General features: G+C 74.9%; 14 protein-coding genes and 1 pseudogene. 9 read left to right on the top strand and 6 right to left on the bottom strand.

Annotated elements, in window-relative coordinates:
* Positions 1-123: 123 nt before the first annotated feature.
* Positions 124-1,173 carry an AraC-like ligand-binding domain-containing protein gene (locus tag GTR00_RS00075; protein ID WP_205704727.1) on the top strand — a complete coding sequence of 350 codons (1,050 nt, stop codon included), beginning with the start codon at positions 124-126 and terminating at the stop codon, positions 1,171-1,173.
* 58 nt (positions 1,174-1,231) lie between these two features.
* On the opposite strand, the gene GTR00_RS00070 is transcribed toward GTR00_RS00075, so the two are convergent.
* Complete coding sequence (locus tag GTR00_RS00070; RefSeq protein WP_205704726.1) at positions 1,232-2,293, bottom strand: zinc-binding alcohol dehydrogenase family protein; 1,062 nt, start codon at positions 2,291-2,293, stop codon at positions 1,232-1,234.
* A gap of 97 nt (positions 2,294-2,390) precedes the next feature.
* On the opposite strand from GTR00_RS00070, the gene GTR00_RS00065 reads away from it, so the two are divergent.
* Both GTR00_RS00065 and GTR00_RS00060 read left to right on the top strand, forming a co-directional pair.
* Positions 2,391-2,957 (top strand): TetR/AcrR family transcriptional regulator, encoded by a 567-nt coding sequence (locus GTR00_RS00065; protein WP_166609626.1) that lies wholly within the window; start codon positions 2,391-2,393, stop codon positions 2,955-2,957.
* Between the two features lie 416 nt (positions 2,958-3,373).
* Entirely contained in the window at positions 3,374-3,715 is a 342-nt protein-coding gene (locus GTR00_RS00060; RefSeq protein WP_166609625.1) for a hypothetical protein, read from the top strand.
* 64 nt (positions 3,716-3,779) lie between these two features.
* Here the strand turns inward: GTR00_RS00060 and GTR00_RS00055 are convergent, their stop codons facing one another.
* The 3 genes from GTR00_RS00055 to GTR00_RS00045 form a co-directional block, all read right to left on the bottom strand.
* Positions 3,780-4,163 (bottom strand): ATP-binding protein, encoded by a 384-nt coding sequence (locus tag GTR00_RS00055; RefSeq protein ID WP_323132101.1) that lies wholly within the window; start codon positions 4,161-4,163, stop codon positions 3,780-3,782.
* Positions 4,164-4,295: 132 nt separating this feature from the next.
* Positions 4,296-4,682, bottom strand: a complete 387-nt coding sequence (locus tag GTR00_RS00050) for a VOC family protein (RefSeq protein WP_166609623.1) — start codon at positions 4,680-4,682, stop codon at positions 4,296-4,298.
* 127 nt (positions 4,683-4,809) lie between these two features.
* Positions 4,810-5,667 carry a helix-turn-helix domain-containing protein gene (locus GTR00_RS00045; protein WP_166609622.1) on the bottom strand — a complete coding sequence of 286 codons (858 nt, stop codon included), beginning with the start codon at positions 5,665-5,667 and terminating at the stop codon, positions 4,810-4,812.
* 67 nt (positions 5,668-5,734) lie between these two features.
* Between GTR00_RS00045 and GTR00_RS00040 the strand changes: the two genes are divergently transcribed.
* Together GTR00_RS00040 and GTR00_RS00035 are read left to right on the top strand one after the other, a co-directional pair.
* On the top strand, positions 5,735-6,403 hold the full coding sequence (locus GTR00_RS00040; protein WP_166609648.1) for an SDR family NAD(P)-dependent oxidoreductase: 669 nt from the start codon (positions 5,735-5,737) through the stop codon (positions 6,401-6,403).
* A gap of 157 nt (positions 6,404-6,560) precedes the next feature.
* A complete protein-coding gene (locus GTR00_RS00035; protein ID WP_166609621.1) occupies positions 6,561-7,163 on the top strand; it encodes a DinB family protein in 603 nt (200 codons plus the stop codon).
* 123 nt (positions 7,164-7,286) lie between these two features.
* On the opposite strand, the gene GTR00_RS00030 is transcribed toward GTR00_RS00035, so the two are convergent.
* A complete protein-coding gene (locus tag GTR00_RS00030) occupies positions 7,287-8,339 on the bottom strand; it encodes a LacI family DNA-binding transcriptional regulator (protein WP_166609620.1) in 1,053 nt (350 codons plus the stop codon).
* 270 nt (positions 8,340-8,609) lie between these two features.
* Between GTR00_RS00030 and GTR00_RS00025 the strand changes: the two genes are divergently transcribed.
* The 4 genes and pseudogenes from GTR00_RS00025 to GTR00_RS00010 all read left to right on the top strand — a co-directional run.
* A complete protein-coding gene (locus GTR00_RS00025) occupies positions 8,610-9,932 on the top strand; it encodes an ABC transporter substrate-binding protein (protein ID WP_166609619.1) in 1,323 nt (440 codons plus the stop codon).
* A gap of 38 nt (positions 9,933-9,970) precedes the next feature.
* Positions 9,971-10,921, top strand: a complete 951-nt coding sequence (locus tag GTR00_RS00020) for a carbohydrate ABC transporter permease (protein ID WP_323132100.1) — start codon at positions 9,971-9,973, stop codon at positions 10,919-10,921.
* 32 nt (positions 10,922-10,953) lie between these two features.
* Positions 10,954-11,793 (top strand): carbohydrate ABC transporter permease, encoded by an 840-nt coding sequence (locus GTR00_RS00015; RefSeq protein ID WP_166609646.1) that lies wholly within the window; start codon positions 10,954-10,956, stop codon positions 11,791-11,793.
* A 64-nt stretch (positions 11,794-11,857) separates the two neighbouring features.
* Positions 11,858-14,119: pseudogene (locus GTR00_RS00010) on the top strand (family 78 glycoside hydrolase catalytic domain); the annotation flags it as partial.
* Here GTR00_RS00010 and GTR00_RS00005 read toward each other — a convergent pair.
* A complete protein-coding gene (locus GTR00_RS00005) occupies positions 14,020-15,303 on the bottom strand; it encodes a multidrug effflux MFS transporter (protein WP_323132098.1) in 1,284 nt (427 codons plus the stop codon). The pseudogene GTR00_RS00010 and the gene GTR00_RS00005 sit on opposite strands and share 100 nt — an antisense overlap.
* Positions 15,304-15,406: the final 103 nt, after the last annotated feature.

Here is a 15,406-nt window from a genome sequence, read left to right as displayed (position 1 = left end):
GCCGGCACCGCTCTACCCTGTGGCCCCGGCCCGGCCCGGCCCGCCCCGGGACCGGTGGCCGGGGTCTCGGGAGAACCGTCGCAGGGGCCGGCGAACGGCGCGGCGCGGGTGCGGGAGGGTGCGGTGGACGGAACCCACACCGGCCGTCGGCGGGTCGCCGACGGCCGCGGCAGCAGCGGCCGCCGCGGTCCTGCGGAGGCACCGGCGGCGGGGTCGACGCGGCTGCTGGACACCCGGCGCATCGCCCCCGGCGAGCGCCTCGAGGTGGTGCGCGAAGCCGTCTGGGGCCACGTCGTCGAGGTGGAGCTGGAGCACCACCTGCCGCCCGAGCGCGTGCAGGTGCTGCTCGGGCTCAGCCGGCTCGGCAGGGTCGGGGTGTGCTCGGTGCGCGCCACGGCCACCACCGTGCACCGCACCGCCCGCCTCGCCCGGCGGGAGACCGAGCCGGCCGTCTTCCTCGGGCTGCAGGTGTCGGGCTCCAGCCTGGTCGTCCAGCACGGGCGGGAGGCGGTCCTGAGGCCGGGGGAGTTCGCCGTGTACGACACCTGCGCCCCGTACACCCTGGTGAACCCCGCCGGGATCGACCAGCACTTCTTCCGCGTCCCCCGCAGCGCCCTGGGGGTGCCCGGTGCTGTGCTGCGCGACGTCACCGCGGTCACCGTCGGCGCCGACAACCCCGTCGCCGGCCTCGCCGCGCGCTGCTTGACGGGCCTGGCGGAGGACCGGCACCTGCGCAGCGCCCCCACCGCCCGTGCGGTCGAGGAGGCGACGCTGTCCCTGGTGAGGGCGGCGCTCGTGGGGCACCTGGCCGACGGCACCGCCGGGCGCGACGTCCTGCAGGAGAGCCTGGAGACGCGGATCACGTCCTGGCTCGACGCGCACCTGGGCGATCCCGGGCTGTCGGCGCAACGCGTCGCCGCCGCGCACCACATCTCGGTGCGCTACCTCTACGTCGTCCTGGCCCGCTGCGGGATCAGCCTCGGTGAGTGGGTGCGCACCCAGCGCCTGGAGAGGTGCCGCGCCGCGCTGGAGGACCCGCGCTCGCGCACCCTGCCCATCGGCGCCCTGGCCCGCGGGTGGGGGTTCACCGACCCCGGGCACTTCAGCCGCTCCTTCCGCCAGGCCTACGGCTGCACACCCACGCAGTGGCGCGCCGAGCACACCGCCCCGTGACCTGGACCGCCCGTTCCCGTGGGACGGTCCCGGTGGCGCCGCGCTGACCCCGCCGCGTTCACAGCGTGACGACGAGCTTGCGCGCGGAGACGCCGGCGCGCAGCCGGCGCAGCGCTGCGGGCACCGCGGCGAGCCCGTGGCCGACCACGTCCGCCGGCGGTGCGGGCCGGTAGCGGCCCTCGGCGAGCGCTGCGGGCAGGAACCGGGCGAAGACGGCCGGGCCGACCTCGTTCTGCGCCGGCGCCCCGCCCCAGACCGCGGACACGTGCACCCCCAGGGGGCGCACCGCCACCCGCCGCGCCGCGGTGATCGGGGTCGGGTGCGCCGAGGCGATGCGCCCCGTGCCCCCGGCGCGGCGCGCGACGGCGATCGTGCGCGGCAGCGAGCCGGCTCCGATGGCGAGCGTGCCGGCCAGGTGGCGCCCGCGCAGGGCCCGCACGACCTCGTGCACGACAGCGGCGTCGCGGTAGTCGAACACCTCGGCCGCGCCCAGCGAGCGCACCAGGTCGTGGTTCCGCGGCGAGGCGGTGGCGAGGACGCGGTAGCCGGCGGCGCGGGCGAGCTGGGTCGCGTTGGTGCCCACGCTGGTCGAGGCGCCCCACACCAGGACGTCCTCGCCGCGTCCGGCGGCGGACGCGGTGGGCAGCGCCAGGCCGAGCTGGTCGTCCTGGAACAGGCCGGCGGCGGCCGTGGCCGCGCCCAGCGGCAGCACGACCGCGTCGGTGAACGCCATCGCCGCCGGGATCGGGGTCGTCACCGCGGCGGCCAGCACGACCAGGTGCTGGAAAGCGCCGTGGGCGGTGCTGTTGCGGAACCTCTCCTGCCCGGTGGCCAGCCCCACGACGCGGTCCCCGGCGCGCAGGTCGCCGACCCCGGCGCCGACCTCGACGACCTCGCCCGCCACGTCGGTCCCGAGCACGGCGGGGTAGCGCAGCCACGGGTAGACGAACCGGCGGGCGAGCCCGGGCACGGCGTCGACGGGGTTGAGCGCGAGGGCGCGCACCTGCACGAGCACCTCCCCGCGCCCCGGTCGCGGTCGGGGGGCGGGACCGACGCGCAGCCCCGCGCGCGGGGAGTCCAGCCAGAGGGCCTGGTTCCCGACCTCGTCCTCGACGCTCACGCTGGTCCTCCCCGACGGCTCGGTGACGACACGGCGTGTCATCGCTCCTGCATCCTCGCACGCCACGACACGTCGTGTCATCACTTAGGCTGGGGCGATGGGCAGGTGGACCCCCGACGCGCGCGGGCGCCTGCAGCAGGCTGCGCTGGAGCTGTTCACCGAACAGGGGTTCGCCGCCACGACCGTGCCGCAGATCACCGGACGGGCGGGGCTGACGACGCGCACGTTCTTCCGCCACTTCGCCGACAAGCGCGAGGTGTTCTTCGAGGGCGATGCGGTCCCGCAGCTGGCGCGCCGCCTGCTCCAGCAGGCGCCGGCGGACGTCGAGCCGCTGACGCTGCTGCGGCACGGCCTGCGACAGGTGGGGACCGAACGCTTCGACGGGCAGCGCGAGCAGGTGCGCCGCCGCCGCCAGGTCATCCTCGCCGAGCCGGCGTTGAGGGAGCGCGACGCGCAGAAGCGCGACGAGCTCGTGGACGTCATCCGCCCGGGCCTGATCGCGCGCGGCGTCGACCCGCTCGCGGCCGCGCTGCTCGCGCAGGTGACCGTGGTGGTCCTGCACGTCGCCCTCGAGCAGTGGCTGGCCCAGCCGGTGGAGCAGGCGTTCGGCGACGTCTCCGACGGGTGCTTCGAGCGCCTGTCCTCGACGCTGGCGCCCGCCTGAGCGCGGGGGCGCTGGGGGCGCTGCCCCGCCGTGGTCCTTGCCCCCCGCGGTCGCCGGGAGCACGGTGGAGCCGTGCGATTCGCCGCGAGGACGAGCTGGCAGATCGGCGAGGGCGTCGACACCCACCTCACGATGGCCCTGTACGTGCGCGACGCCGCCGGGCTGGCCCCCCACGTGCTCGTCGAGCCGGCCGTCGGCGCCCTGCACCCGGCGGTGACCGCTCCCGCGCCCGGGCACGACGGGGCGTCCAGCGGTGCCGGTGTCGACCTGCGTGAAGCCGCGCGCGAGTGGCCCACCTGGTGGGCCCGCGCCCTGCGGCAGGTGCTGCCGGACACGGCGCCGGTGACACCGGAGGAGGTGCTGCGCGCGGCGCCGCCCGCACCGCCGCAGTGGCACGGGCTGGAGGACCTGCGGCGGTGCGCGCCCTGGCCGAGGGGCACCACGACGACTTCCTGCGCTGGTTCGACGCGGTCGAGCACGAGCAGGGCGACTGGTACCGCCGCCCCCGCCCCCTCTTCGGCCGCCGCGGGCGGGGTGGCGGCAGCGACCCGGGGCACCTGTCGCGCTTCGTCAACGGCTACCAGCGGCGGCTGGGGCGCGCGGTGCGGCCCTTCTCGCTGCGCCTGCGCCTGCTGCCGCTGGCGGAGCCGGTCGGGTGGGTCCTCGACGAGCACCAGGTCCTGCTCAGCACCGCCCTGCGTCGGGACGCCGACGCCCTGGAGAGCTTCCTCGAACCGGTCCTCTCCGCCGTGGCGTGAGCGGTGGGCTCCCGGTGCGAGCGCGCTCGACGAGCGGGGCGAGCGCCCGGGGTGCGGGGGCGCTTCAGGCGCTGAGGGTGAACCAGACGGTCTTGCCGTCCTGGTGCGGCTGCACGCCCCAGTCGTCGCTGATGTAGTCCACCAGGCTCATGCCGCGCCCGCTCTCGGCCTCGTCGTGGGCCTCGCGCGGGGCCGGTCCGGCCGGTTCGCCGTCGCTGACGCTGACCTGCAGGCCGCGGCTGCCGTCGCAGGCCACGCGCAGGGTGATCGGCGGGGCGGCGTGGCGCACGCCGTTGGTGACCAGTTCGGAGACCAGCAGTTCGGCGCCCTCGAGCACGGAGGCGGCGTGCTCCCGGCAGATCGCCGCGCGCAGGAAGCGCCGCGCTTCGCCGGCGGCGCGGGGGTCGAGGGGCAAGGTCGTCTGCACCGCCGGGGTGTTCTCACACACGGTAATTACTCTGCCACGGAAAGTCATCACGCGCGGTGCGCGCTCGCTCTGCCCGGCCCGCCCCGCGCCGACGCGGGCAGCACCGGCGCGGGCAGCACCGGCGCGGGCAGCACCGGCGCGGCACCGCGCGCCTCAGGCGGGCCCGCGCCGATCGGCCCCCTCGGGCTGCCACAGCTGCACCTGGTTGCCCTCCGGGTCCTGCAGGGAGGCGAAGCGGCCGTTGGGGTACTCCTGCGGGTCCACCTCCACGACGACGCCGCCGGCGCGCAGCTGCTCCACCATGGCGTCCAGGTCGGCGACCCGGAAGTTCAGCGCCCAGGAGTGCTCCGCGCCGCCGAAGTGCCCGGAGTCGTCCCCCATGGCCGCCAGGACGGTCGGGCCCGCCTCCTGCCACCACGAGGACTGCCCGTAGGACTCCGGCGGGGGGTCCACGCCCAGGTGGGCGCTGTACCACCGGGCCAGCTCCTGCGGATCGCGGGCCTTGACGAAGATCCCACCGACACCCGTCACGCGTTGCACGTCGCCCTCCTCCGGCTGCACCCGTACCTGAACCCGTACCTGGACCTGGACCTGGACCCGGACCTGGACCCGGATCTGGACCCGGGTCGTGCCGCTGCCCGGGCGGGCGGCTCGTGCCGGTCCCCCCTCACGAGCGCGCCGGGGTGCGGTGCTCCCCGTCCGCGGTGGGCAGGGCGGCGGAGGCCAGCAGCGCCAGCTTGTCCGCGGCCTCGGAACCGGCGTCCGGGTGGTAGACGACGAGCATCAGGTCGCCGGTGCCGTCGATGGTCAGCCGTTCCCGGTTCAGGGTCATGGTCCCCACCTGCGGGTGCTCGATCCGCACCGGGGTCCCGCGCTGCCCGCGCACCTCGTGCCGGGCCCACAGCGTGCGGAACCGCGGGCTCGCCAGGGACAGCTCGCCGGTCAGCTCGATGAAGCGGGGGTCGTCGACGTCGGTGCCCACGGCCTGCCGCAGGTTCGCGACGAAGCACTCGGTCACCTCCTCCCACTGCGGGTGCAGCACCTGCACGGCTGGGTCCAGGAACAGGTCGCGCAACTGGTTGCCGCCCTCGACCAGGCCGGGGGAGAGGGCCGTGGCCGTGCGGTTGGCGGCGAGGACGTCGAAGTAGCGGTCCTCGGTGAAGGCCGGCTGCACCAGGGGGCGCAGCAGCTTCAGCGCCCCGGGGGGCGGGACCTGCCGGCGCGGGCGGCGCCGGCGACGGCGGGGGACGTCCGCGGCCAGGGCCAGCAGGTGCGCCAGGTGCTCGTCGTCCAGCTGCAGCACCCGGGCGATCGACTCCAGCACCTGCACGGACGGGTGGCGGTCCCGGCCCCGCTCCAGGCGCAGGTAGTGGTCGGCGCTGATGCCGGCGAGCAGGGCGACCTCCTCGCGCCGCAGGCCGGGCACCCGCCGCACGCCGGTGTCGGGGATGCCGGCCCGCTGCGGCGTCACGAGCCCGCGCCGGGCGCGCAGGAAGGCCCCCAGGGCGTTCGTCGTCTCGCTCACCCGGGCAGCGTAGGTCGGCCGGGGGCGGGTCGAGGGGGTCCTGACGCACCCCCGGCTGCGCAGGGCCCTGCCCGGTGCGGGCGCGACCGGCGTCCCCGCGCCCGTCACGCTCGTCACCGGCGCCACCAGGGGCATCGGTCTCGAGACCGCCCGCCAGCTGGTGCAGCTGGGCCACGTCGTCCACGTCGGCGCGCGCTCCGTGCAGCTCGACGTCACCGACGACGCCTCGGTCGCCGCGGCGCTGGTGAGCATCGACGCCGAGCAGGGCAGGCTCGACGTCCTGGTGCACAACGCCGGCGTCCTGGAGGCCGGGCTCGACGGCCCCGCGGCCCTGCGCTCTTTCGACACCAACGCCGCGGGCGTCGTGCGCGTCACCGGAGCGGCTCTGCCCCTGCTGCGCAGGTCCTCCAGCCCCAACGTGGTCACCGTCTCCAGCAGCACGGGGTCCTTCTGGGCGGTGACCGACCCCGAGCGACCCGGGTTCGAGCTGCCGCTGGCCCTGTGCGCCGCCTCCGAGGCGGCGGCGACCGTGCTGACGGTGCAGTACGCCAAGGCGCACCCGGGCATCAGGTTCAACCCCGTGGAGCCGGGCACCACGGCCACCGACATGACCGCCGCCTTCGGCATCGGGCGGCCGGTGCAGGACAGTGCCCGGGTCGTCGTGCGGCTGGCGACCCTCGGCGCGGACGGGCCGACGGGGACGCTGCAGGACGAGCGCGGCGAGCTGCGCTGGTGAGCGCCCCGGGAGCCGGCCGTGCAGCGCCTGGCCGCTGCGCCGGCTCCCGGCGGGCGGGTCCGCGTCGACGGCGGGGACCCGTCGCGGGAGCTGCCGGTCAGGGCGTGACGGGCGTGACGGGCGTGACGGGCGTGGCGCCGGGTGCCAGGCTGACCCGGTGGCACCGGACGTGAAGGACGACCTGCACCGCTACCTCCAGGAGGCGCGCGAGGCGCTGCTGTGGAAGCTGGACGGCCTCGGCGAACGCGACGTCCGCCGGCCGCTGACACCCACCGGCACGAACCTGCTGGGCCTGGTGAAGCACCTGGCGGGGGTGGAGGCGGGGTACTTCGGGGAGGTGTTCCAGCGCCCCTTCCCCGAGCCGCTGCCGTGGGCCGGCGACGACGCCGAGCCGAACGCGGACATGTGGGCCACGGCCGGGGAGTCCCGCGCCGAGGTCGTCGACCTCTACCGCCGGGTGTGGCGGCACAGCGACGCCACCGTCGCGGCGCTGCCGCTGCACGCCCCCGGGCGGGTGCCGTGGTGGCGCCCGGCGGCGCAGCCCGTCACCCTGGGCCGCGTCCTCGTGCACGTCGTGGCCGAGACGCACCGCCACGCCGGGCACGCCGACGTCGTGCGCGAGCTCGTCGACGGCGGGGCCGGGGTGCGGTCGGGGTCCTCGAACCTGCCCGACGGGGACGCCGCCTGGTGGTCCGCGCACCGGGCGCGCCTGCAGGGGGTCGCCGACGGGGCCGAGCCCGCTGGAGGGTTCCCCGCGTGAGGTGCTCCGTCCTCGGCCCGAGCGGTGTGCGCGTCTCGCGCCTCTGCCTGGGCACCGCCACCTTCGACCGGCCCGGCGCACCACCGGCGTCGGAGCGGCGGGGGTCCTCCTCCAGCACCCGGCTCAGGCGCCGGGGTCGACCTCCCGCGAGGAGGAGCGGACCACCAGGCGCGGCTGGATGACCTCGTGGCGCGGCTGCTCGCGCCCGGCGATGCGCTCCAGCAGCATGCGGGTGGCCAGCCGGCCCATCGCGGCGCCGTCCTGGTCGACGCTCGTGAGGCCGATGAGGGGGTGGCTGGCCATCTTGGTGTCGTCGTAGCCGCACACCGAGACCGTGCGCGGGCTCAGGCCGTGGCGGCCGCCCGCCTCGGCCAGGGTGCGCAGGACCCCGAGGGCGGCGTCGTCGTTGCCGGCGAAGACGGCGCTGGGGCGGCTGCCGGCCTCCAGCGCCACCCGCAGCGCCTCGGCGGCGCGGCGGTCGTCGAAGGAGGTCTCCAGCACCTCGATGTGCTCGGCCAGGCCGGCGTTGGTCATGGCCTTCTCGTAGGTGGCGCGCCGCAGCGCCGGCGGCGTCCTGGACAGGTGCGCCAGGTCGGGGTCGTGGTGGGTCACGTGCAGCACGCGGCGGTGCCCCAGGGCCAGCAGGTGCTCCATCACCAGTTCGGCACCGCGCACGTCGTCGCCGACGACGGTGTCGTAGCGCGCGGAGGGGTCGTGCCGCCCGAGCTCGACCAGGGCGGTGCGCGTGGCGAAGCTCTCCAGCCAGGTGGGCTCGACCAGGGGGGACAGGGCGACGATGCCGTCGACCTGCCGGTCCGAGAGCGCCTCGAGCGCGCGCCGGCCGCTGGCGTGGGCGGAGTCCACCGGCGCCAGGATCAGCTGGTAGCTGCTGGTCTCCAGCTCCTCGACGGCACCGGCCAGGACGTCGTCGAAGAACGAGGTCCGGAACAGCGGCAGCATCACCCCGATGGTGGAGGTGGTGCCGCGCAGCGCCCGTGCCGCGGTGCTGGGCCGGTAGTCCAGCTCCTCGATCGCGCGGTGCACGCGCGAGCGCATCTCCTCGCTGACGCCGTAGGCGTCACGCAGCACCTTGGAGACCGCGGCGCGCGAGACGCCCGCCGCGGTGGCGACGTCGCTGATGGTCGGCCGCCGCGCGGCCCGGCGCGTCTGTTCCATGCTCACCTCCCTCGGGGCGGACGGCTCGAGCCGACAGTAGCGCGGTGCTCCGGTGCTGGTGCGGGACCGGTGCGGTGCTTGACACGGCACGCTGGGGAACCCATTCTGTAGACCGATCTACAGAACTCTCGACGAGGAGAAGCGCCGTCGGGTGCCGCGCCCGCCGCACCACCCGTCGGGACGTGCCACCCGTCAGGGCGGGTGGACCGCTGGAACGTGTCGAGAGCCCGTCCTGCCGCACACCCACGACCGTCTCGAAGAGGAGACCCCATGATCACCACTCGCGCGAAGTCCCGCGCCCTCGGAGCGGCCACCGTCGCCGTGCTCGGCCTGCTGCCCGCCTGCAGCGCCGGCAGCCTGGGTTCCTCCGACGACGGCGGCGGGGGCGGGACCACCATCACCTGGCTCACCGGCGCCGAGCAGGACGACCAGCTGCAGGCGCAGGCGGTCGTCGACGCCTTCGAGCAGGCCCACCCCGGCATCACCGTCGAGATCGAGGGCCGCCCCGGCGGCGGCGAGGGCGACAACCTCGTCAAGACCCGCCTGCAGACCGGGACCATGGCCGACGTCTTCAACTACAACTCCGGCTCGCTGTTCCAGCAGATCGCCCCCGCGAACAACCTCACCCCCATCGACGCCTCGACCGTCGAGACCGTCGACGATTCCTACCTGCCGCAGGTGTCGGTGGGCGAGGACGTGTACGGCGTGCCCTACGGCAACGCCTTCGGCGGGGGGGTCATGTACAACCGCGAGGTCTTCGAGCGGGTCGGCGTCGAGGTGCCCACCACCTGGGCGGAGCTCGTCGCGGCCGCCGAGCGGATCAAGGCCGCCGGGATCGCCCCGGTGGTCCAGACCTACCAGGACACCTGGACCGCCCAGCTGCTCGTGCTGGCCGACTTCCACAACGTCGCCGCCGCCAACCCCTCCTTCGCCCAGGACTACACCGCCGGGAAGGCGAAGTTCGCCACCGACCGCGCGGCCCGGGCGGGGTTCGAGCACCTGCAGGAGATCCACGACAAGCAGCTGGTGAACGCCGACTTCGCCTCCACCCGCGTCGAGGACGGCATGCGCGCCCTCGCCGCCGGCGAGGGCGCGATGTACCCCATGCTCAGCCTGAACGTCAGCACCCTGCAGGTGGTCGCACCCGACGCGGTGGAGGACGTCGGCTTCTTCGCCCTGCCCGGTCAGGACGCCGCCGCCAACGGCCTGACCGCCTGGTACCCCGACGGCGTCTACATCCCGAAGTCGACGACGGGGGAGGAGCTGGAGGCGGCGCAGCAGCTCGCGGCGTTCATCGCCAGCCCGCCCGGCTGCGAGGCCATCGCCACGGTGGTCACCCCCACCGGCCCCTACCTGGCCGAGGGGTGCGAGCTGCCGTCCGACGTGCCGCAGATCACCAGGGACGTCAGCGCCTACTTCGACGCCGACGCGCAGTCCCCGGCCCTAGAGTTCCTCTCGCCCGTCAAGGGCCCGGCGCTGGAGCAGATCCTCGTCGAGGTCGGCTCGGGCATCCGCACCGCCACCGACGGCGCGGCCCTGTACGACCAGGACGTGCAGAAGCAGGCCCAGCAGCTCGGCCTCGAGGGCTGGTGAGCTCTCGACCCCCCACCCGTCCGAAGGAGGTCCTGCAGGTGTCGCAGACGATCGGCTCCACCACCGGCTCCACCACCGGCTCGGCGGTGCGCCGCGCGCGCCCCCCGCGCCGGGCGGGCGACCGCGCCGGCACGCGCCCCGGCCCCTACCCGGGGTGGTTCTACCTGCCCGCCGCGATCGTCTACGGCGCGCTGTTCCTGATCCCCACCCTGCTCTCGTTCTACTTCGCCCTGACCCGCTGGACGATCTTCGACTCGGAGTTCATCGGGCTGGAGAACTTCGCGCAGTTCTTCTCCGAACCGGCGCTGACGCGCGGCTTCGTCAACACCTTCGTCTACGCGGTCATCACCTCCGGCGCCAAGGTCGTCCTCGGCCTGGGCCTGGGCCTGCTGCTCACCAGCCGGATCCTCGGGCGCGGCTACCTGCGCGCGGTCATCTTCTTCCCCGTCCTGGTCTCCTCCGTCGGGGTCGGCATCACCTTCCAGGTGCTGATGAACCCCACCAAGGGCGCCATCAACGCCGCCCTGGGCGTCCTCGGCATCGACGGGCCCGGCTGGCTGGTCGACCCTGCCCTGGCGCTGTTCTCGGTGGCGCTGGTGGACGTGTGGAAGGGCGTGGGGCTGGCCACCCTGATCTACATGGCCGGCATCGTCTCCATCCCCAAGGAGTACCACGAGGCCGCCCGGGTCGACGGCGCCGGCTCCTGGAGGCTGTTCCGCGACGTGGTCTTCCCGCTGTCCTGGCCGGCGACCTCCACCGTGATCACCCTCTCCCTCATCGGGGGCCTGCGCTCCTTCGACCTGATCTGGGCCATGACCCGGGGCGGTCCCGGCTTCACTTCCGACGTCATCGCCAGCGTCATCTACAAGCAGTACCAGGCGGGGTTCTACGGCCTGTCCACCGCCGGCAACGTCATCCTCTTCCTCGCCGTGACCGCGATCGTGCTCCCGCTGACGCGGTTCCTGGCCCGCAAGGAGGTCGAGCTGTGAGTTCCACCACCAACCCCGCCGGCGGTGGCCCGGTGGGTGGCCCGCGCGCGGCGCTGTACCGCTACGGCGTGGGAGGGCTGGCCATCGCGCTCAGCGTCGTCGTCTTCCTGGTCCCCTTCGCCTTCATCGTGCTGGTGGCGGCGATGGACGCCCAGCAGGCCGGCGAGTTCCGCTTCGCCTGGCCGCGCGACGTCCAGCTCTGGGACAACCTCGTCGAGGTGGTGCGGACGCGCGACTACCTGCTGATCATCGCGTTCATCAACTCCCTCGTGCTCACCGTGGCCTCCGTCGCCCTGACGGTGGTGCTCGGTGCCATGGTCGCCTTCGTCCTGCAGCGCAGGAGGACGCGCTTCACGGGGTTCGTCAACTTCCTGGTCCTGGCCGGGCTGATCATGCCCCCGGCGATCGTGCCCACCATCTGGGTGCTGCAGCGCGTGGGCCTGTTCGCCACCATGCCCGGGCTGATCCTGGTGGAGGTCGCCTTCGGGCTGTCCTTCACGATCCTGCTGTTCCGCGCGTTCATCTCCACCATCCCGCGCGAGCTGGACGAGGCCGCCGTGCTCGACGGCGCCGGCCCGCTGCGGCTGTTCTTCCGCGTCGTGCTGCCGCTGCTGCGCCCGGTGCTGGTCACCGTGGTGCTCGTGCAGTCCGTCAACGTCTTCAACGACTTCCAGACCCCGCTGTACTTCCTGCCCGGCGACGCCGGTGCCACGGTGCAGCTGACGCTGTTCAACTTCCAGAGCCAGAACCTGTCCAGCTACAACCTGCTGTTCATGGACGTCCTGCTCATCACGATCCCGCCGCTGGTGCTGTACCTGTTCTTCAACCGCCAGATCGTCGCCGGCATGACCGCCGGCGCCGTCAAGGGCTGAGCACCGCACCGCCACCCGCACCACCACCCGCACCACCACCACCCGCACCACGAGGAGCCCTCGCATGTCCCCCACCTGGCAGGCCAGCATGATCGCCGCGGACGAGGTGCCGCAGGCGCCGCTGCTGCGGCGCCGCTTCACCCTTCACGCCGGTCACGGCCCCGTCCGCGCCGCGCACCTGCACGTGACCGCCAAGGGCCTGGTCGAGCCGCACCTGGACGGGGCACCGGTCGGCGAGGAGGTGCTCTCGCCGGGCTGGAGCAGCTACGAGTGGCGCCTGCGCTACCGCACCCACGACGTCACCGCCGCCCTCGCAGCCGGCGGCAGCGGCGAGCACGTGCTGGGCCTGGCCCTGGGCAGCGGCTGGTCGCACGGGCGGCTGGCCTGGAGCGGCAGGAGCGCCCTGTACGGCGCGGAGATCGCCGCCCTGGCCCAGCTGGAGGTGGACTTCGCCGACGGCCACCGCCAGGTCGTGGTCACCGACGAGACCTGGCGGGCGCACCCCTCCGCGGTGCTCGCCGACGCGCTCTACGACGGGCAGAGCATCGACGCCCGGCTGCTGGACCCCGCCTGGGCCACCGCGGCCTCCGGCGAGGACGGCTGGAGCGCGGTGCACGCGGTCGACTTCGACACCTCCGTGCTCACCGAGCACATCGGCCCCCCGGTGCGCCGGCAGGAGGTCGTCGGCGCGCAGCGGGTGTGGACCTCCCCGTCGGGCAGGACGCTGGTCGACTTCGGCCAGAACCTCGTCGGCTGGCTGCGCTTCACCGTCACCGGCGAGGCCGGGCGCACCATCACGATCCGGCACGCGGAGGTCCTGGAGCACGGCGAGCTGGGCACCCGGCCGCTGCGCAGCGCGAAGGCCACCGACACCCTCGTCCTCTCCGGGGGGCGGGACGTCTTCGAGCCGACGTTCACCTTCCACGGCTTCCGCTACGCCGAGGTGGACGGCTGGCCCGGCGACCTGCGCCCGGAGGACCTGCAAGCCGTCGTCGTCCACTCCGACCTCACCCGCACCGGCACCTTCGAGTGCAGCGACGAGGACCTGAACCAGCTGCACCGCAACGTCGTGTGGAGCACGAGGGGCAACTTCGTGGACGTTCCCACCGACTGCCCGCAGCGCGACGAGCGCCTGGGCTGGACCGGCGACCTGGCCGTCTTCGCCCCCACCGCGGCCTACCTCTTCGACGTCTCGGCGTTCCTGCGCGACTGGCTGCGCGACCTGGACGCCGAGCAGGCCCACAACGACGGCATCGTGCCGTGGGTGGTGCCGGACGTGCTGAAGTTCTCCCCGCCGCACCCGCAGATGGCGAGGACCGAGGCCACCTCGTTCTGGTCCGACGTCGCGGCGTGGCTGCCGTGGACGCTGTACCAGGCCTACGGCGACCGCGAGGCCCTGGCCGAGGCCTACCCCGCCGCGGCCGCCCACGTGCGCCGCGTCGCCTCGCTGCTCTCACCCGCGGGGCTGTGGGACACCGGCTTCCAGTTCGCCGACTGGCTGGACCCGGACGCCCCGCCGGACGACCCGGCCGCCGCCAAGGCCGACAAGGGCGTCGTCTCCACCGCCGCCGCGCACCGCTCGGCGCGCACCGCCGCCGACATGGCGCGGGTGCTCGGCCGCGAGGACGACGCCGCCGAGTTCGAGGCGCTGGCCGAGCGGGTCCGCGAGGGGTTCGTGGCGCACTACGTCCAGGACGACGGCAGCGGCGGCACCACCGTCACCAGCGACTGCGCGACCGCGTACGCCCTGGCGATCGAGTTCGGGCTGCTGGACGAGCAGCAGCGGCGCTCGGCGGGGCAGCGGCTGGCGGAGCTGGTCGCCAAGGCGGGCCACCGCATCTCCACCGGCTTCGCCGGCACCCCGTACGTGACCGACGCGCTGACGAGCACCGGGCACCTGGAGGACGCCTACCGCCTGCTCACCGAGCGCGGGTGCCCCTCGTGGCTGTACCCGGTGACGACGGGCGCCACCACGGTCTGGGAGCGCTGGGACTCCATGCTCCCCGACGGCACCATCAACCCCGGGCAGATGACGAGCTTCAACCACTACGCGCTGGGCGCGGTGGCCGACTGGGTGCACCGCACCGTCGCGGGCATCTCGGCGCTGGAGCCGGGCTACGCGCGCACGCTGATCGCCCCGCGCCCCGGCGGGGGGATCAGCTGGGCCCGCGGTGAGCTGCGGACCCCGCACGGGCCGGTGTCGGTGCACTGGCAGCTGCACGAGGGTCAGCTCGTCGTGGAGGCCACCGTGCCGGACGGCACCAGCGCCCTGCTGCGGCTGCCGGGCGCCGAGGACGCCGAGCTGGCTCCCGGCAGCCACCGCGTGAGCGTCCCGGCACCCCCCGCGGGCCGGGCGACGACCAGCAGCGCCAGCAGCGAGAGCGCGGCGCCCAGGGTCATCAGCAGCGCGACCGGCACCGCGCTGTGCTGCCCGCCCAGCCCGGCCAGCGGGGCGGCGATGCCGGCGGTGCCCCACTGCACCATCCCCAGCACGGCCGACCCGGTGCCCGGGTGCTGCGGCACCGCGGCGCTGGCCAGCGCGCCGGCGTTGCCCAGCACCAGGCCGATCGCCACCATGAGGGCGAAGAAGCAGACCAGCGCCAGCACCAGCGGCGTGCCCAGCCACAGCGCCCCGACGAGCATCGCCAGCCCGGCGCCCAGGGCCAGCACCTGACCCACCGCGATGACGGTGCGGGTGGCCACGCGCCCCGCCAGGCGCGCGGCCAGCAGCGCCGCGGCGGTCATGCCGGCGGCGTTGGCGGCGAAGGAGACCGAGTAGGCGATGGGGGACAGCCCGTTCATCGAGCGCAGCACGAACGCGGAGGTCGCGACGTAGGCGAAGAGGGCGACCATCATCGCCGAGCACACCAGCAGGTGGCCCACGTACTCGCGGCTGCCCAGGACCTGCCGGGCTGCCGCGGCGAAGCTCGCCAGCCCACCGGCGTGGCGCTCCCGGCGCGGCAGCGTCTCGGGCACGACCACCCACACGGCCACCGCGGTCGCGGCGGTGATCAGCGCGATCGTCCAGAACGGCGCCCGCCAGCCCGAGACCTGCAGGATCACCCCGCCCAGCAGCGGTGCCAGGACCGGGGCGATGCCGCCGACGCCCTGCACGAGGTTCAGGGAGCGCACCAGCTGCGCTCCGCGGGCCAGGTCGACGACGACCGCGCGCCCGACGACCATCGCCCAGCCACCGGCGAAGCCCTGCACGAACCGGGCCAGCGCCATCACGGTGATGCCGGGCGCCAGGGCGCAGACGATCGAGGCGAGCAGGACCACGGCCACCGCGGCCAGCAGGGGGCGGCGCCGGCCGCGCTGGTCCGAGACCGGACCACCCACCAGCTGCCCCAGCGCCATCCCCGTGAAGAAGGTCGTCAGGGTCAGCTGCACCGCGGTGGCGGAGGTGCCCAGGTCGCGGGCGACGTCGGGGAAGGCGGGCACGTACATGTCGGTGGCCAGCGGTGCGATCGCGGTGAGCAGGACGACGGTGGCGATCAGCGCCGCGGGCACGGGCCGGGGACGCCCGGGCGCGCTCGCGGGGAGGGCCGTCGGCGCGGACGGCGTGGACGGGGTGGTCACGGGGTGCAGCTCCGGTTCAGCGGTTCGACGAGGT

The sequence above is a fragment of the Kineococcus indalonis genome, from assembly GCF_009906395.1.
In the GTDB taxonomy this organism is placed as follows: domain Bacteria; phylum Actinomycetota; class Actinomycetes; order Actinomycetales; family Kineococcaceae; genus Kineococcus; species Kineococcus indalonis.
Note: the sequence above shows the minus strand (reverse complement) of the source record. Positions and strands in the feature narration are given on the sequence as shown.

Excerpts from the sequence above, each read along its gene's own strand:
- GTR00_RS00065 (WP_166609626.1), top strand. The coding sequence starts at position 2,391 with ATGGGCAGGTGGACCCCCGACGCGCGCGGGCGCCTGCAGCAGGCTGCG.
- GTR00_RS00030 (WP_166609620.1), bottom strand. The coding sequence starts at position 8,339 with ATGGAACAGACGCGCCGGGCCGCGCGGCGGCCGACCATCAGCGACGTC.
- GTR00_RS00025 (WP_166609619.1), top strand. The coding sequence starts at position 8,610 with ATGATCACCACTCGCGCGAAGTCCCGCGCCCTCGGAGCGGCCACCGTC.